Origin of the sequence: Anaerorhabdus furcosa, from assembly GCF_900167375.1 — a bacterium.
Classification (GTDB): Bacteria; Bacillota_I; Bacilli_A; order Erysipelotrichales; family Erysipelotrichaceae; genus Anaerorhabdus; species Anaerorhabdus furcosa.
Window position 1 is genome coordinate 33,159 of record NZ_FUWY01000004.1, and the last position, 17,933, is coordinate 51,091.

Below are 17,933 nucleotides of genomic sequence, written 5' to 3' on the forward strand. Positions count from 1 at the left end.
ATCCGTTATATAACATATGTTATATTATGTGCAAAAAAAATGCAATAAAAAAAGGAAATAACTTCCTCTCTTTGTTTTCTATTTGAATTTTTTCATTACATAATCATTAATTGCTTCAGGTATGAATTTAGAGATATCTCCACCATTAAACGCTATTTCTTTAGCAACAGAGCTACTTAAGAATGAAAATTCTGGACGCGCAACAAAAAATAATGTTTCAATGTGATCATTAAGCATCATATTTGCTGTTGCTTGTTGAAGTTCATATTCGTAGTCTGCTACTGCTCTTATCCCTCGAATAAGTGCTGTTGCATTTAGTTTTGTTGCAAAATCTACAGTTAACCCTTCTCCAACCACAACTTTTACATTGGGCAAATCCTTAGTACACTTCTCAATCATCTCTTTACGTTCTTGTTGATCAAATGTGACTTTCTTCTTTGGATTTACCATAATAGTTACAATAACTTCATCAAACATCTTACTTGCACGTTTAATAATATCTAAATGACCATTTGTTATTGGGTCAAAACTCCCTGGATAACATGCTATTTTCATTGATTTTCCTCATTTCCTTTATAAATACATATTTTAGTAATACCATAAATTGTTTCTTTTTTTTGTTTAAATGAATGATAATGATCTAAAAATTCATCTTCTTTTAATCCTTCACAGATGATATAACCCTCTTTGGTTAATAAATGATGTTTATCAATGAAGTTTAATATCTCATCATATGCAATTTTTCCATAGGGAGGATCAATGTAGATAAAACTAAAAGTCTTTTGATTGCTTACACATTCTTGTAAAGCTCGTTTGTAGTCCATTTTAAGACACGTACAGCATGTTTCTTCTTTTAATGAGGCAATGTTCTCCTTGATGATTTTCATTGCTTCAAAGCTTGCATCTACAAACAAACACGTATCCACCCCTCGTGATATACATTCTAAACCGATTGCTCCTGATCCTGCAAACAAATCAAGTGCATCACCACCATTAAAATAAGGTCCAATTGATGAGAAAATGGATTCTTTTACTTTATCTAATGTAGGTCGTGTATCTTGTCCTGGTCTTGTTTTTAAGATTCGTGAACGATGTTTTCCAGCCACTATTCTCATTCAAAATCACCTTGCCTGTATCTTGAAATAACTGCTTGAGAGACACCAATAGCAACCATGGCAGCCATTGTACTTGATCCTCCATAAGAAATCATAAGTAGTGGAACACCCGTAAGTGGAATCAACCCTGTAACTCCTCCTACATTAAAGATAAAGTGAATCAAAATATACATTGCTGTTCCTATTAGGATAACTCTACCCTTTTCACTCTTCATTTTAAACGCATATTTAAAGAGTCTCATAATAATTAATCCATAGCATACAAAAATAACCATGAATCCCAAAAAACCTAATTCCTCAACCACAATTGCTAAAATAAAGTCCGTATTAGCAGCTGGAAAGTTTGTATATTTTCGAACAGAGTTACCAAACCCTACACCAAAAAATCCTCCAGAAGCAAATGATACTAAACCATTAACAAGTTGATATCCCGCTCCATACTTATCAACGAATGGATTTACTGCAGATAGGATACGTGATTTTTGATATTCAGCTAAAGGCAAATGTTCAACAAAATTTATCCCTATTGGTGATATTAAAAAGACAACTCCTACAATACCCGCGACAATAAGTAAAAAGACAATCTTTTGATACTTTGTCAATTGAGGATGTTGTGGTATTAAAAAGATAATAATTGCAATTGCAAGCATAACTACTGCAGAACCAAAGTCAGATTGAAGAATCGCTACAATCAATACAAATGATCCAATAAGAATTGCTGGTGTTTTAATTAATTCCCAATTGGTTGGTTTTTTCATTTTCAAGTCGCATAAATAAGCAGCCATAACTAACATAATCGATATCTTTGCAAACTCTGATGGTTGAATTGTAACCTCTCCCCCTGGCATTGGAATACGAATCCACGCCTTAGCACCCCCTACCGATGGGAAAGCTAGTGCTAATAATAGAAAGACGAATGTTGCAATAACAATCAAAGAAATATTGTCTCTTAATCTTTGAAACGTAAATACTTTAGCAACCATTAACATAGCAATATACCCAACAATTGAGAATATAATTTGCTTTGCAACTACGTTAACTAAAGATATTGTATTACCAGCTGCCAACCCCATGGATGCACTGGTTATCATGACAAGACCAAAAAACACTAATACGATTGTAGCGAAATGAATATATCGGTCATATAAATAAGGCATTCTAAGTGCGCCAGACTTTCGCTTCTTCTCCAAATAATTCACCTCTTTAGGTATTTTATCATAAATCCTGATACTTTTTAGAACATTTGTCTTTAAAAATTTGGAAAATTTGGTATCATTATAGATGAGGTTTTAATATGGAAATAAATAATAATACAATTGTTAAGGACACTGATCCTAAAATCAGAGAAAAATCTTTTCCTGTTGATCTACCTTTGAGTCATGAAGATAGAGAAATTTTGAAAAATATGTTAAACTACGTTAAAGAGTCAATTATACCCGAAATTGCTGAGGCAAAAAATCTAAGACCTGCTGTCGGTATATCTGCAATCCAAATTGGTATACCAAAACAACTAACTGCAATTTCACTAACTGATTATGATAAAAATGATAATGAAATTCATTATGAATACGCTTTGGTAAATCCAAAGATTGTTTCTTATTCAGTTCAAATGTCTTATCTTGAAAATGGCGAGGGTTGTTTATCAGTGGAAGATCCACACCAAGGTTTCGTACCACGTCATGCAAGAATTAAAGTAGAAGCATTTGATATGTTACAAAATAAAAATGTTACGATTAAAGCACAAGGTTATTTTGCAATCGTACTTCAGCATGAAATTGATCATTTCTCAGGCACATTGTTTTATGATCGCATTGATCAAGAAAATCCTTTCAAGCCAATTGAAGGGGCACAAGTTATATAAAGAAAGAGGAAAATATGAAAGAAGTAAATTCTACAGGGGCTAAAGCTCGTAAAGTTAAAAAAAGCGAGGTTCCTGTAACGAAAGAACATAAAATGAACCCACGCACCGATACTCAAATTTATGCATTAGGAGGTTTAGGTGAAGTTGGAAAAAATATGTATTGCATTGAACATGATAATGAAATAATTATTATTGACTCAGGAGTACGTTTTCCAGAAGAAAACTTACTTGGTGTTGACTATGTAATACCAGATTATAGTTACATTACAAAAAATCAAGCAAAGATAAAGGCGTTAATTATTACCCATGGTCATGAAGATCATATCGGTGGTATTCCTTTTCTTCTACAAACATTACGTTTTGATAAAATCTATGCACCAAGATTTGCTTGTGCATTAATTAATAAAAAACTAGAAGAAAGAAAATTAACGAAAGCATGTAAACTAGTAGAAATAAATGATGAAACTCGCATTTCTACTAAAAACTTTTCTGTTGGATTCTTTAATACTGTTCACAGTATTCCAGATTCATTGGGAGTTTTAATTAATACACCGAATGGAAGAATTGTACATACTGGAGATTTTAAGTTTGACTTAACTCCAATTGGTTCTAATTCAGATTATCAAAAGATGGCTTATATTGGTCAAATTGGAGTTACTGTTTTATTAAGTGATTCAACAAACTCTGGTGTTGCTGGCTTCTCAATTTCTGAAAAGAAAGTAGCCCAAGCAATTCTTGAACAAACTCGTAAAACACCAGGTCGTTTACTTGTATCAACATTCGCAAGTAATGTACTACGTGTAGGACAAATTTTAGAGGCTGCAGTTGCTTGTGGACGTAAAGTTGCAGTATTTGGTCGTTCAATGGAAAACGTTGTTGAGATAGGCCAAAAACTAGGTACAATCAAGATTGATAAGAGTCATTTCATTACGCCAGCTGAACTAAATACATTACCTGCAAATAAAGTATGTATTGTTTGTACTGGATCACAAGGAGAACCACTTGCTGCTTTAAGTAGAATTGCCAATGGTACTCATCGTTTTATTAAAATTATACCTGGAGATACAGTCATCTTCTCAAGTAGTCCAATTCCTGGTAATACTAATAGTGTTGGTGCAGTTGTTAATCAATTGACTCGTGTTGGAGCTAACGTATTAGTTAACTCACCACTTACATCACTACATACAACAGGACATGCTTCTCAAGAAGAACAAAAACTTATGCTCCAATTAATCAAACCAAAATACTTCATGCCAATTCATGGTGAGTATAAAATGTTAGTACAACATACAGAAACTGCTGTTGAAACTGGTGTTCCTAGAGAAAACTGTTTCATATGTAGTAATGGTGATGTGCTTGTTATGAGAAATGGTGAATGTTTCTTAAGTGATGAACGTATTCAAACTGATGACATTTATGTTGATGGAAATGATATTTCTGGTTTATCAACTTCAGTTATTAAGGATAGACAACTACTTGCGGATAATGGTTTAGTAGCTGTTATTGTTACAATCGATTCTCGCTACAATAAAATCTTATGTCGCCCTAATATTGTAAGTAGAGGCTTTGTATTCATCAAAGAAAGTCAAACTTTACTTAAAGAAGCTGAAGTCGTCGTTTATGAATCATTAAAGAAAAAAATGGAAGAACGTACAACATTTGGAGAACTAAAGAATTGTATTAGAAGTTCACTAGAACCATTCTTGTATAAGAAAACAAATCGTAATCCAATCGTTATCCCCGTTATCTTGAATCAAAAAGCAGCAATGCAAGCGATGCAAGCTAACGCTAAAAAGCGAATCTCAAAAACAAAAGAAGCGTAAGCTTCTTCTGTCTATTGATAAAATGGTATATCTAAGAAGATGTATCATTTTTTTATGAAATTTTTCAATTTGGCGCAGTAATTTTAGTATTATCTTGTTATGATTCAACCGCAATTATGTAAAGTCGAGTTATTGTAAAAGGAATTAGAATACAAAGACCAAGTGGAAAGAAGAAATCACCAAAGGGTTTGATGAATAGCCATGCAACAAAGATAACAATATATGCAATAGTAATCTCGAATTTTGCATGAATTAAGTAGTTCTTTAAACCTTGTCCTAATTTGTTGCCATTTTTCTTGTATGTTCTATAAAGAAAAATTCCAGCAGTTAGACAAGCAATTAGAATCGAGAAAATACTATAAAAATCTGAAAAGAGTAATGCAAAAACTATTTCAAGCAAATTGAATGGCACTCCAAAAAAGCCTTTAGATGAAAGTACAGTTAGAATTAATGTATTCACAATTGAAACAATGATGAAGATGAATAGCGGATATACTTTATAACGTGCAAACATCAGATGAATACGAGTATTCTAAACATGCATTGGTTTGTAACCCACATGCGATAACAACTCCTTTCCTCAAAGAATGCATTAGAATTTATTTTGGCTTGGCATCCTAGAAAGGAAAAGGTGATTATTAGTACAATAAATATTTTCTTGCATATTTTCATTATCTATAGTCACTCACACTTTCATTAACTATATTATTCTCTTCAATATCTCCATTTTTATGTCTACCCATATTTTCATTTCCTTTGCTAACCTCATATTAACACAAAATGAATTTGAAATTTGTTCGAGATAAAAAATTTATTGCACAGTTAAAGTACACTTTTTAAAATTTTTCTCTAACATTTTTCATTAAAATCATCTATTTTCTTATATAATCGCTTATTTCTGTAACATTTCATAAATAGTTATTTAGCTTATTGTCTTCCTAATAATCTTATTTATCGTTTCTTTTTCATAATCATTCACTTACCTTGCTAATGTGACTTTTCACTCATCCATATAGTGAATATACCCGGTAAAAAAAAGCTAAACCCTTTTTCTCTTGGTTTAGCTTTCAATCTCACTTTGACCCCACTAAAGTTCAGAGGGCTTGTTTAATAATGCTGTAAATATTTGTATCTTTTGAGAAAGTTCTGGATAACGTGCATCCGTTTTAGGTAATACTTCTTCAATCATTTTGTAAGTATTTAAACTATCCTTCAAGTAATCAATGAATAGTTCACTTCTCTCTTTCATCAAAAACGGACCAAAGGTAACATGAAGGTCACTGTATTCTGAATGATAGTTCGTATTAAATACAACAATTTGATAGAAGCGATCATCATATACAAGCTTTTCAGCAGTAATTGTAAAGTGATGATTTGATATCCACCTTCTCAAATCTATAATGTCTTTATTTACTTGCACGATAATTTGTTTACACTTATATAAGTGTTCCATCCCATCTTCAAGTATTTCTCTTGCAGTTCCAAATCCCATACCTGCTATAATAGCACAATCGATATCTAAAGGAACATGTTCAAATCCATTTGATTTAATCACTTCAATTTGACTTGATAACCCTTCTTCTTCAATATTTGTCTTTGCAATTTGACAGGGTCCATCAATTACATCACAAGCATAACATTTTGGTGAAAGTCCTTCTTTAATACACGCAATAGGAACAAAAGCATGATCTGTTCCAATATCCGCTACAACACTTCCTGGTTCAACAAGATTCTTAATTGCTTCTAATCTTTTATTCAAAGCTTATCCTTTATCGACAAAGTCACGTAAGCGTTTTGAACGAGTTGGATGTTTTAGTTTACGTAAAGCTTTCGCTTCAATTTGTCGAATTCTTTCACGTGTTACATTGAACTCTTTACCTACTTCTTCAAGTGTTCTTGTACGACCATCATACAATCCAAAACGTAAACGTAATACTTTTTCTTCTCTTTCAGTTAAACCTTGTAAAACCATGTTGATTTCATCTTTAAGCAATTGATTGTTTGCGTATTGATCCGGACTCATTGCATCTTTATCTTCAATGAAATCACCTAAGTGAGAATCATCTTCTTCACCAATAGGTGTTTCAAGTGATACTGGTTCCAATGCTATTTTTTGAATTTCTCTAACTTTTTCAGGTGAGATACCATCCATTTTTGCCGAAATTTCTTCTGCAGTTGGCTCTCTTCCTAAATCTTGTACAAGTTGTCGTTGAATACGTGTTAACTTGTTGATTGTTTCAACCATATGTACTGGAATACGAATTGTTCTCGCTTGGTCAGCGATAGCACGAGTAATTGCTTGACGAATCCACCAAGTCGCATAAGTACTAAATTTAAACCCTTTTGTATAGTCAAACTTTTCAACCGCTTTAACAAGCCCCATGTTACCTTCTTGAATAAGATCAAGGAATAACATACCACGGCCAACATATTTCTTCGCAATTGATACAACTAAACGTAAGTTGGCAGAGATTAGAATGCGCTTTGCTTCCTCATCCCCTTCTTCAATACGTTTTGCAATTTCAGGTTCATCTTCTGCTTTTAATAGAGGAACCCGTCCAATTTCTTTCAAATACATTTTAACTGGATCATTAATTCTTACATTAGCTGATTCAGCATAATTAATTTCTAATATTGGTTTTTCAATTGTTTCAACTTCATCTTCAATTTCTTCAGCATCATCTGCTAAGAAGTCAATATCATCATCACTAACCAGTTCTTCTGCGATATCCTCATCTTCAGAAATCGCAATCTCTTCATTAGCAAACCATTCATATAAGTCTTCCATTGAAGTATCATCTAAATCTAAATGATCTAGTGCATTCATAATGACATTTTGATAAATTACTTTATCTTTTTTAAATACTTCTTTAAAATCCTCTTTCAATTCATCTAAGGTTTTTAATTGTTTCGTTTTGCCTTTACCTTTATAAATTTCAATCTTTGTTTGCTTATCCTTCTTTGATACTTTTGGTGTATCAGCTGGGGCTTTTACATTCTCAATAACAGTTTCCAATTTAATCTTTTCATCCTTTTCTTGCGAATTCTTCTTCACGCTTTTCTTATTAACCTTATCGTCACTTAAAATAGGGTTCTTTACCTCTACATCTTTTTTTATTACTGTAGGTTGAACTTTTTTTTCAACTACTTTTGGTGCTACTTTCTTGGAAACAGTCTTCTTTTCTACAACAGCCTTTTTAGCTAAAGGTTTTGGTTGTACCTTTTTTGTTTCCACCTTTTTCGTTATCGGTTTAGCTTTTTGTGCTACAACCTTTTTAACAGGTTTAGCCACAATAGCTTTCTTTGCAGATACATTCTTTGAAACAGCCTTTTTTGGCGCAACTTTAGCTACTACTTTTTTAGCAGGTGCTTTCACTACAGCTTTTTTAGCAATAATCTTCTTTGCTTCTACTTTTTTAGTGACTACCTTTTTTGTAGAATCTTTAGCCACCACTTTCTTTGTAACTACTTTTTTAGAAACAGGTTTTGCAGTTTCTTTCTTAGCTACTACTTTTTTCACTGGTGCTTTAGCTACTACTTTCTTTGTAACTACTTTTTTGGCTTCAACTTTTTTTGTTGGTGTCTTTTTTGTAGCTACTTTCTTCGGTTCTACTTTTTTTGCAGGAGCTTTTTTTGTAGCAGTTTTACTTACTGTTTTAGTTGCTACTGTTTTGCTTTTTACGACTTTCTTCATCGATATACCTCCTAAGTTCAACTAAACTATTACTATATTCTTGCATTAGTGCGTTTCTACTTTCCTCATTGGTAATGGTTCTGATTTGTTTTTTAAGGTTTTGCACCTTCTCTTCCAGCAACCATTTCTTAATGCGGTCAATTGACCCAATCACTATTTCTTTCGAATAACTTTGTGGCATCGCTTCCGATGTTGTTAAATCAATTAAGTATTTCTTTAACTCATCACCTTGAAGTGAGTCCATAAAGTCTGCAAGAAAAATTTTGTCGGTTTTACGATACTCATCTAAAATCATCATCGCAACTTTTTGTTGCTTATCACTGGTTAGAAATCCTAGTTTTTCTTTATAGATTTCCGCAGCATCAATGCTTAGTAACATTTGTGCTATGAGAATATCTTCTGCCTTATTTCTACCATCGATTGCTTGAGTAATCGGTTGTACCTTCTTTTTAGGTGTGATTTCCTTTGGTTTAGAAACTTGCGTCTCATTCAACATGGATTGAAAATTAAATCCCGTCATTGTTGACAATTGATGAGTAAAGTTCTGCCTGTCAAAATCATCACTTAATAGTTTAATTTCACTCATCACTTCCTGTGCAAAATCTTTTTTGCTTGAGTAATTATCCAAATCATATTTGCTACTTAAGTACTCAAAGACAAATTCCATCCATGTGATTGGTTTTTTAATCATGTCTTGTAGTCGTTCAATACCAAATTCTTTGATAATCTCATCAGGGTCTTTATCTGTTTTATTTGAAACGATTTCAACTTTGCACCCTAATTCTAACGCCATCTTACCAGCGCGATAGGTTGCTGCTTGTCCAGCCCTGTCTCCATCGTAGCAAAATCTTATCGTAGAGCTACATTGCTTCAACAATTTCAATTGATTTGTTGTGCATGCAGTTCCAAGTGTTGCACACACATTGCTAATCCCAGCACGTGCAAATGCAATCACATCTGTAACACCTTCTACCACGAGGATAAATCCCATTTTCCTTGCATCGTTTTTAGAGCGATGATAGTTATAAACAGTATTTCCTTTTACATAAAACTCTGTCTCAGTTGTATTGATATATTTACTTGGATTGCTTGGATCCATTGTTCTAGCACTAAAGCCAATTGGATTTCCATCCACATCATGAATGGGGAAGGTAATCCTTGAAGTAAATACATCATGTATTCCTGATTCAGTAATTTTTGTAACATTGGTAGCGATACAATCACTATCTTTGTATCCTTTTGCTTTGAGAAACTTAGCTAAATTGTCTGCTTCATCATTGTATCCAATTTGAAACTGTTGAATAATTTTTTCATCTAAGCCTCGTTTATGTAAATATTCTTTTGCAAGTGAGCCTGTTGCTGAATTTAGCGTATACATCATGTATTGAATTGCTTCATTCATGACTTTATAACCAGCTTCTTTATGTGGGTCAACTTGCTTCACAAAATCTGATGTCGTCACTTGTAGTGGTTGTCCTATAAGTTCTGCAACTTTAACAACTGCCTCTGGAAATGTAATATGTTCATAGTCTTGAACAAAGGTGAAAACATTTCCACCAGCTCCACATACAAAGCATTTAAATATTTGTTTATCTTGAGAGATAGACAAGGATGGATCATGATCATCATGAAACGGACACACAGCGGTAAACGATTTTCCCTTTTTAACTAACGGAATAAATCGACCAATAATATCCGCGATGTCTGCGCTACTACGAACTTTTGCAATATCATCATCATTTAAGCGCATAAGCAATCCCTCCTTTAGAATTTAATTGCTTTTGAAATATAATCCTTAACTTCAGTTAATGGTATTCTTTCTTGCTCCATTGAGTCACGATGACGTATTGTCACACATTGATCTTGTTCTGTTTCAAAATCAACTGTAATACAGAAAGGTGTACCAATTGCATCTTGTCTGCGATAACGTTTACCAATACTTCCTGCATCATCAAAGTCACATGTAAATTCACTAGCCAACTCTGCATATAACAGACGTGCTGTATCACCTAACTGTTTAGACAAAGGTAAGATACAAGCCTTAATTGGTGCTAAAGCTGGAGAGAAATGCATTACGATTCGTGAATCATCTTCACTAAGTTTCTCTTCATCATATGCTTCACAAAAGAACATCAAGAACAAACGTTCAACACCAACAGCTGGTTCTACACAATAAGGAATATATTTTTCATTTGTTGTTGGATCTAAATATTCCATTGAAGTTTTAGAATGTTCCATATGGCGAGACAAATCATAATTAGTACGATCTGCAATTCCCCATAGTTCACCCCACCCAAATGGGTATTCATATTCAATATCACAAGTTCCTACTGAATAGAAACTCAATTCTTCTTTCGCATGCTCACGGAAACGTAAATTAGAATCACTTCCACCATTTAAAGATAAAATCCAATCCATACAGAATTTCTTCCAATACTCATACCATTCCAAATCAGTACCAGGTTGGCAGAAGAATTCCATTTCCATTTGTTCAAATTCACGAACACGGAAGATGAAATTTCCAGGAGTAATTTCATTTCTAAATGATTTTCCAACTTGCCCAATACCGAAAGGTAATTTCTTACGCATTGTACGTTGAACATTTTTGAAATTCACAAACATCCCTTGTGCAGTTTCAGGACGAAGATAAATCGTATTCTTTGCATCTTCAAGTGTACCTTGGAATGTTTTAAACATTAAATTAAATTGACGGATATCTGTAAAATCATGTGCTCCACAATCAGGGCAACCAATATGATTGTCTTTTATGTATTGCATCATCTCATCATTTGACCAACCCTCAGGATTTACTTCACCCTTCGAAAACTCTTCAATCAAGTGATCTGCACGATGACGTGTTTTACATTGTCTACAATCCATTAATGGATCACTAAATCCAGTTAAATGCCCTGTAGCTTCCCATACTTTTGGATTCATCAAAATTGCAGACTGAATTCCAACATTGTAAGGACTCTCTTGAATGAATTTCTTCCACCAAGCATGTTTAATATTCTTTTTTAATTCTGCTCCCAATGGACCAAAATCCCACGTATTACTCAAACCACCATAAATTTCAGAGCCTTGAAACACAAACCCTGAATTCTTTGCGTGATTTACTATTTTTTCAAATGTTTTTTCAGCCATATTTTCTCCTTTTTAGACATTTTATTCTAATGTATAATATACCATATTTAAAGGGTTTCAGTCAATTTAAGTACGGCTTAAGTTTTTGCTTAAAAAGAGATTCTTTGCAATAATTCCTATTAAGCATCCTACGACAAACGCAAGGAAGTGAATCATTGCGAAAATAATCGCCGACAAATTGTAGTAAAGAAACATTGTCGGTATAAACAAGACACCCACAAGTACTGGATAAACCCAATGTGGTTGATTCATTGAAGTATAGAAAGTTCCTAAGATAATTGTGATTAAAGGCATTACCAACAACATTAAAATGGTTTCATTGGCATTACCTCTAAATAGTAAAGGTAAAACATAGAAATTAAGAATGACACATACTAGATTAATAAGTAAACTTTTATTTTTCATCTTAAACCTCCACGATTTCCTTAAGAAATTTCCATGATGTTGAATCGATTCCACTATGTACTTGCAAGAATTCAAACATTGAACTACAATCTTGAAAACTCCAAGGTCCATAATTTTTTAATACGTCATAATTTTCTATACCTGCTTTATTAATTAATCGAAAGCGTTTTAAATCCATTTGCGTATCGATACTACTGTCTAATTCACTCATACATTCACTGCAAACAAAACCACCCTCTTCAATGCTAATACGATTTACTTTGGTATTACCACAGAGTACACATTCATCAACAATTGGTGGTATACCAAGGTAATTTAACATTTGTGCTAAAAATAAACAAAGAAGTAACGGATGTTGTTTTTCTTGATTTAATTTATCCAAACTGAAAACAAGTAAATCAAAATAATTGTCATTTACATCTTCATCCAGTACACCTTGAGGTAAACTTTTATCAATCAGTTCACAGAATATTGCAGCAATATTCATTTTTTCTAAATCTTCTTGTAGGAAACGATTTGAGGATTTAATTGAAGCATTCTTTATTGTAAACATTGATTTATCTTCAACATAATCAAATACAAATTCACTTAAGACATATGGTAAACAAGAAGTACTTGATTTACTATTCATTTTCTTTACACCACGTGCAGTGAGTGTTAACTTACCATATTCCTTTGTAAGAACTGTCAAAAGAGCATCATTTTCACGATACTCACTTTGCTTCAATACTATCCCTAATACTTTCTCATTCATCATCAACCTCGATTTGGATATATCCTAATTGTTGAAGTTTACTCTTACGATTTCGCCAATCTTTTTCAACACGAACAAAACATTCTAGATAAATGGTTTCACCCAAAATACCTTCAATTTCTTTGCGTGCTTGAGTTCCAATTTCTTTAATCATTGATCCTTGTTTTCCAATAATAATCCCTTTTTGACTATTTCTTTCAACAAGTATCATTGCGTTAATCAACAATTTACCTTTTTTCCTACCCATTCTTTCAATCACAACTGCAACTGAATGAGGAATTTCTTCTTCTGTTAAAAGAAGTACTTTCTCACGAATTAATTCAGAAATAATAAATTGTTCTGGATAATCACAGACTTGATCTTCTGGATAATATTGAATTCCATCTTCCATATATGTTTTTGTAATAGTAATTAGTTCTGCAAGATTTGTATTTTCTTTTGCAGAAATTGGAAATATCTCCGCAAAATCATGTCGCTTTGACCACTCAATTAATAAATCCATGATTTTATCTCTACTCAACAAATCAATTTTATTCAAAATTAAGAACACTGGGATTTTCTTTTCTTTAAGTGATGCCAATACAAACTCATCGCCACTACCAAAAGGTACACTGCCATCCACTAATAAATAGATACAATCTACCCCACTTGCAGCCGCAAAAGCTTCTTTATTCATTTGTGCCCCTAATTCATGATGTGGTTTATGGATGCCTGGAGTATCAACAAAAATAAGTTGAGAATCTTCATCCGTACGTATTCCTCGAATTTGATTTCTTGTTGTTTGAGGTTTTGGTGAGATGATCGCAACCTTTTGTTGAATAAGTGCATTTAATAATGTACTCTTCCCTGCATTGGGTCTGCCTACTAAAGCAATAAAACCTGATTTCATTTCAAATCCTCAGGTCCAAATTGCATAGGTAGTAATTCCCTAATTGTTTTCTCCATTGTTTCAATACCATTTGAAAGAAGAATTGGCGTATCTTGATTTAATAACTCAGCCAATACTTGTCTACAAATACCACATGGTGCTCCAATACGACCACCATCAGTAACAATCGCAATTGCTTCGATATCATCTTTACGATATCCATATGAATAAGCCCCAAAGATAGCACTACGTTCTCCACAATTTGCAGCACCATAAGCAGCATTTTCAATATTAGCTCCTTTAAATGTTCTACCATCTTTACATAAAACACATGCCCCTACGTGATAATTAGAATAAGGTGCATAGGCATTCTTCATTGCTTCAAAAGCTTCATCTAATACATGTTGATATTTCATCGTTTTTACCCTCCTATATGGTTTAATACCATTACAATACCGATTATTAATGAGATAGACGCTGAAAATAATACAGCACCTGCCGACATATCTTTAATTGATTTAATTCTTGGATCTGTTTCAGTAGAGCAAAAATCACACACTTTTTCAATGCATGTATTGATCATCTCGATAGAGATAACCAAACCACAACATAATCCCAAGATTAACCATTCCATCATTGTAAACTTTAATACAAAAGCGACAATCACAGCTCCAATCATAAAAATGAATTGAATTAAAACACTACGATGCGAAAGAGCTTCTGCTAGTCCTGAAAATGCTACTTTAAATTTATTCATCGTGGCACCACTGGATCTAGAATTTTATGTTGTAAGTTAAACATTTTCTTCTCATCCTTTGCATTCATATGATCATATCCCAAACAATGCAATAAGCCATGAATAAATAGAAAACAAAATTCTCTTTCTTCACTATGACCATATGCTTGCGCTTGTTCAATCACCGCATCAACATTTAGGAATACATCACCTAATTCCTTAACATCACTTACTAAATCATACTCATCTTCACTATCACAAATCGCAAAACTAATTACATCTGTAGGACGATCAATTTGGCGATACATTAAGTTCACCTCATGTATTTTTTTAGATTTGACTAAAATAACCGAAATGGACATTTCATCATTTAACTTCAAAACACTCAATGTGCGATTAGCCAATTCCTCTAAACGCGAATAATATTTTTTCCAATAGGTACTTCTTGTTTTATTTATCATCGTTACAATCATCGTACTATCCTCGCTTAAACATTATAACACTCAAATCCCTTTAGATGCATATCGGTCAATAATTTTTTGTACAAGTGGGTGACGAACGACATCATCACTTGTTAGATGCAAAATCTTTATTTCCTCAATACCTTCCAATAACTTCGCTGAATCCACTAATCCCGATACCATACCACGGTGCAAATCAATCTGTGTGATATCGCCAGTAATTACCATTTTAGAATTAAATCCTAGTCGAGTTAAGAACATTTTCATTTGTGAAGCAGTTGTATTTTGAGCTTCATCTAAAATTACAAAAGCATCTTCTAAGGTACGACCACGCATATAAGCGAGTGGTGCAATTTCAATTGTTCCTTTTTCAATGTATTTTTCTGTTTGCTCAGCTCCTAGCATCACATGCAGTGCATCATACAAGGGCGTAAGGTATGGATCCACCTTTTCTTTTAAGTCGCCTGGCAGAAACCCCAAACTCTCCCCCGCCTCAACAGCAGGACGAGTCAGTACAATACGTTTAACTTCACCTTTTTTAAGCATTCCTACTGCTTCAATCACTGCCAAGTACGTTTTACCAGTACCCGCAGGCCCAATCGCAAAAACAATATCATATTTTTCAATTGCCTCAACAAAACGATACTGTCCTATTGTTTTAGGAGAAATCAATTTCCCATTCATTGTTTTGCCTATCACTTTTTTATGCAAATCAACCCAAGTTTCTGTTTCATTTTTACTCACTAAGCGATAACTATACAAAACATCTCTCTCTGTGATTTCTTGATTTTTCTTCACTATTTCTACTAAAGCTTCTAAAACTTCCGTTATTTTAGCTAATGTCTTTTCATCACATTCGTCAATTGTAAATTCATGATTTCGAAATACAATTTGTTTTTCAAAGCATTTTGATAAAACCTCTAAATTACGATCTTGTGGACCAACCAATCGAGTCGCTTCATCTGCACTTAAATCTTCAATGCTGAATATTTTTTCATTTGTCAAAGGATAATCCCCCTCTTTGTATCTATTTTATCAAAAAACAGACATAAAATCATTCTTCATATTAAATAAGTGGAATTTCTTTTCATATTCTTTTAAACTTGACCATTCACACTAAAAGTGCTATTTAATAAGTACAAGGAGCGTGTGAAATGAATAAAGTAACTAAAAAAGGGTTCACACTCATTGAACTCATTGTAGTCATTGCTGTCTTAGCAGTACTAGGCTTATTATTAGTGCCTCAAATTTCTGGCTATATCGACGCAAGTCAGGCAACAACTTGCCTAAATAATAGAAAACTTGTTGAAAGAGCCATCACCGTTGCAGAAGCACAATCAGGTAAAAAGCAAACCTTTACAAAGCCAGAAGATGTGGCAGCAATACCAGGAAGTTTATATGATGGCGGTAAAATCTGTCCAAAGGATGGCACAATCACCATCATGGATGGCAAAGTTAATTGTAGTATTCATAAAGAATCAACTGGTGGCGGAGGTTCTAGTTTCATTAAAGATGGAACAATTTTAGACCAGAGAGAAAATGCTGTCGATTATACCAATCAAGCAAGAATAAATTTTAATGATGTCATCAAGCAATTACAACCCGATGGAACCTATCGTTATGTCAAATGCATAAGTTCAACTGGATGTGCAGTTGATGCCTTTCCTTCATTACCATTTTCTGGCCCCGACGCAGCTCGATTCAAGGAAGTTTCTCTTGAATTTTATTATTGGAATAATTATAACAAAGGCGATATCATTACGTACAATGGGGAGTATTATATGTGGAATAGTAATAATTCATATCCAACATCACCTAACTTCAAGGATCCATCGAAATCAAATGAATTTACAAAGATGGTTAAGGATGCCAGTGGAAATTGGGCGCCAGCAAATTAAATTGCACACATCTTGATTAAATACACCTCAAATCTTTACAATAGAGATAGGAGGTGTTTTCTTATGAGATTATCTGGTTTTGAAAAACTATCTAATACAAGGGACTTAGGGGGATTACATACCCAAGATGGTAAAGTGATTAAATACAATAAATTACTACGTAGTGGTCGATTATATTTCGCATCAGAGAATGATATAGATAAATTAAAGAATGAATATTATCTCAAGCGTATTATTGATTTTAGAAATGAAAATGAAATAGCACGTACTCCCGATCCAATCATCGAAGGTGTACAACACATCACTTGCTCTATACTGAAAAATCATGTACAAACAATTACAAAAGAAAAAAGTATCAGTGAAATAGATTTTGACTACATGAAGCATGTGATTGAATTAATGGACTTCAACGTTGAGCAAGCAACTATCCACGAATATCCACAACTCATAGAAGATGAGTATTCTATTAAACAATATAAAAAGTTCTTTGAGTATCTCTTAGAGGAAGTAGATGGTTCAACACTTTATCATTGCAGTGCGGGTAAAGATCGTGTAGGAGTTGGTACATTATTACTTTTAGGATCACTTGGAGTTAGCAAGACTGATATAATTGAAGACTATTTAAAAACAAACTATTATTTATCTACACGGCTTGAGTATTATACAAAAAAAGCACTTGAACTTCATCTTGATACTAAATATCTAGATCAATTCCCAGCACTATGTTGTGTTAAAGAAAGTTATATTCAATCCATATTCGATGTTATTGACGCAAAATATGGAAGTATTGAGCACTACTTAATTCAATGTCTCGGACTTTCTTTCCAAGACATTAAACAACTTAAATCAATATATTTAGAATAAGATACTAATCTTATTCTTTTTATATGACATTGCAATAAAATTAATAGAAGATCTCAGCGACACATCAACAAATAAAAAAATAAGGAATTTCTTCCTTATTTTGAGCGACGTGCTTTTCTTGCAGCTTCCGATTTTAATTTACGACGGACGCCTGGTTTTACATAAAACTCTCTTTTGCGAGCCTCAGCAAGGGTTCCGTTGCGAGAAACTTGACGTTTAAAACGACGTAGTGCGTCATCCAGTCCTTCGTTCTCTTTAAGTACAACTCTTGGCATTTATTAACCCCCCTTCTGATGCATGCATTGATATT

General features: G+C 33.3%; 20 protein-coding genes. 4 read left to right on the forward strand and 16 right to left on the reverse strand.

Annotated elements, in window-relative coordinates:
• Positions 1 to 78 precede the first annotated feature (78 nt).
• Genes coaD through B5D14_RS07025 form a run of 3 tightly spaced genes read right to left on the reverse strand, consistent with a single transcriptional unit; the run spans position 79 to position 2,314 of the window.
• Positions 79 to 555 (reverse strand): pantetheine-phosphate adenylyltransferase, encoded by a 477-nt coding sequence (coaD, locus tag B5D14_RS07015; RefSeq protein WP_078711891.1) that lies wholly within the window; start codon positions 553 to 555, stop codon positions 79 to 81.
• Positions 552 to 1,115 (reverse strand): 16S rRNA (guanine(966)-N(2))-methyltransferase RsmD, encoded by a 564-nt coding sequence (gene rsmD / locus B5D14_RS07020; protein WP_078711892.1) that lies wholly within the window; start codon positions 1,113 to 1,115, stop codon positions 552 to 554. Before rsmD ends, coaD begins: the two co-directional genes overlap by 4 nt.
• Positions 1,112 to 2,314: an FtsW/RodA/SpoVE family cell cycle protein gene (locus tag B5D14_RS07025; RefSeq protein WP_078711893.1), complete on the reverse strand. Its 1,203-nt coding sequence runs from the start codon at positions 2,312 to 2,314 to the stop codon at positions 1,112 to 1,114. The genes rsmD and B5D14_RS07025 overlap by 4 nt, the downstream gene beginning before the upstream one ends.
• Before the next feature lie 95 nt (positions 2,315 to 2,409).
• On the opposite strand from B5D14_RS07025, the gene def reads away from it, so the two are divergent.
• Together def and rnjA are read left to right on the forward strand one after the other, a co-directional pair.
• Entirely contained in the window at positions 2,410 to 2,976 is a 567-nt protein-coding gene (gene def, locus B5D14_RS07030; RefSeq protein WP_078711894.1) for a peptide deformylase, read from the forward strand.
• Between the two features lie 14 nt (positions 2,977 to 2,990).
• Positions 2,991 to 4,799 carry a ribonuclease J1 gene (rnjA, locus tag B5D14_RS07035; RefSeq protein WP_078711895.1) on the forward strand — a complete coding sequence of 603 codons (1,809 nt, stop codon included), beginning with the start codon at positions 2,991 to 2,993 and terminating at the stop codon, positions 4,797 to 4,799.
• 97 nt (positions 4,800 to 4,896) lie between these two features.
• On the opposite strand, the gene B5D14_RS07040 is transcribed toward rnjA, so the two are convergent.
• The 12 genes from B5D14_RS07040 to B5D14_RS07095 form a co-directional block, all read right to left on the reverse strand.
• Positions 4,897 to 5,199, reverse strand: coding sequence for a hypothetical protein (locus B5D14_RS07040; protein WP_159443752.1), 303 nt, complete (start codon positions 5,197 to 5,199; stop codon positions 4,897 to 4,899).
• Positions 5,200 to 5,886: 687 nt separating this feature from the next.
• Positions 5,887 to 6,558, reverse strand: a complete 672-nt coding sequence (locus tag B5D14_RS07045; protein WP_078711897.1) for a tRNA (adenine(22)-N(1))-methyltransferase — start codon at positions 6,556 to 6,558, stop codon at positions 5,887 to 5,889.
• Between the two features lie 3 nt (positions 6,559 to 6,561).
• Positions 6,562 to 7,734, reverse strand: a complete 1,173-nt coding sequence (rpoD, locus tag B5D14_RS07050; protein ID WP_425351959.1) for an RNA polymerase sigma factor RpoD — start codon at positions 7,732 to 7,734, stop codon at positions 6,562 to 6,564.
• A 721-nt stretch (positions 7,735 to 8,455) separates the two neighbouring features.
• On the reverse strand, positions 8,456 to 10,243 hold the full coding sequence (gene dnaG, locus B5D14_RS07055; RefSeq protein ID WP_078711898.1) for a DNA primase: 1,788 nt from the start codon (positions 10,241 to 10,243) through the stop codon (positions 8,456 to 8,458).
• A gap of 14 nt (positions 10,244 to 10,257) precedes the next feature.
• On the reverse strand, positions 10,258 to 11,637 hold the full coding sequence (locus B5D14_RS07060; RefSeq protein ID WP_078711899.1) for a glycine--tRNA ligase: 1,380 nt from the start codon (positions 11,635 to 11,637) through the stop codon (positions 10,258 to 10,260).
• Positions 11,638 to 11,703: 66 nt separating this feature from the next.
• On the reverse strand, positions 11,704 to 12,042 hold the full coding sequence (locus tag B5D14_RS07065; protein ID WP_078711900.1) for a hypothetical protein: 339 nt from the start codon (positions 12,040 to 12,042) through the stop codon (positions 11,704 to 11,706).
• Position 12,043: 1 nt separating this feature from the next.
• Positions 12,044 to 12,796: a DNA repair protein RecO gene (recO, locus tag B5D14_RS07070; RefSeq protein ID WP_159443753.1), complete on the reverse strand. Its 753-nt coding sequence runs from the start codon at positions 12,794 to 12,796 to the stop codon at positions 12,044 to 12,046.
• Positions 12,789 to 13,685, reverse strand: coding sequence for a GTPase Era (gene era, locus B5D14_RS07075; protein WP_078711902.1), 897 nt, complete (start codon positions 13,683 to 13,685; stop codon positions 12,789 to 12,791). The genes recO and era overlap by 8 nt, the downstream gene beginning before the upstream one ends.
• Positions 13,682 to 14,080 carry a cytidine deaminase gene (gene cdd / locus B5D14_RS07080; protein ID WP_078711903.1) on the reverse strand — a complete coding sequence of 133 codons (399 nt, stop codon included), beginning with the start codon at positions 14,078 to 14,080 and terminating at the stop codon, positions 13,682 to 13,684. The genes era and cdd overlap by 4 nt, the downstream gene beginning before the upstream one ends.
• Positions 14,081 to 14,085: 5 nt before the next feature.
• Positions 14,086 to 14,421 carry a diacylglycerol kinase family protein gene (locus B5D14_RS07085; protein WP_078711904.1) on the reverse strand — a complete coding sequence of 112 codons (336 nt, stop codon included), beginning with the start codon at positions 14,419 to 14,421 and terminating at the stop codon, positions 14,086 to 14,088.
• On the reverse strand, positions 14,418 to 14,873 hold the full coding sequence (gene ybeY, locus B5D14_RS07090) for an rRNA maturation RNase YbeY (protein WP_078711905.1): 456 nt from the start codon (positions 14,871 to 14,873) through the stop codon (positions 14,418 to 14,420). The genes B5D14_RS07085 and ybeY overlap by 4 nt, the downstream gene beginning before the upstream one ends.
• A gap of 30 nt (positions 14,874 to 14,903) precedes the next feature.
• On the reverse strand, positions 14,904 to 15,866 hold the full coding sequence (locus B5D14_RS07095) for a PhoH family protein (protein WP_078711906.1): 963 nt from the start codon (positions 15,864 to 15,866) through the stop codon (positions 14,904 to 14,906).
• Positions 15,867 to 16,015: 149 nt separating this feature from the next.
• Between B5D14_RS07095 and B5D14_RS07100 the strand changes: the two genes are divergently transcribed.
• Together B5D14_RS07100 and B5D14_RS07105 are read left to right on the forward strand one after the other, a co-directional pair.
• Positions 16,016 to 16,759, forward strand: a complete 744-nt coding sequence (locus B5D14_RS07100; RefSeq protein ID WP_078711907.1) for a prepilin-type N-terminal cleavage/methylation domain-containing protein — start codon at positions 16,016 to 16,018, stop codon at positions 16,757 to 16,759.
• Positions 16,760 to 16,822: 63 nt separating this feature from the next.
• A complete protein-coding gene (locus tag B5D14_RS07105) occupies positions 16,823 to 17,623 on the forward strand; it encodes a tyrosine-protein phosphatase (protein ID WP_078711908.1) in 801 nt (266 codons plus the stop codon).
• A gap of 95 nt (positions 17,624 to 17,718) precedes the next feature.
• Here B5D14_RS07105 and rpsU read toward each other — a convergent pair whose 3' ends face one another.
• Complete coding sequence (rpsU, locus tag B5D14_RS07110; protein ID WP_078711909.1) at positions 17,719 to 17,898, reverse strand: 30S ribosomal protein S21; 180 nt, start codon at positions 17,896 to 17,898, stop codon at positions 17,719 to 17,721.
• Between the last annotated feature and the right edge of the window lie 35 nt (positions 17,899 to 17,933).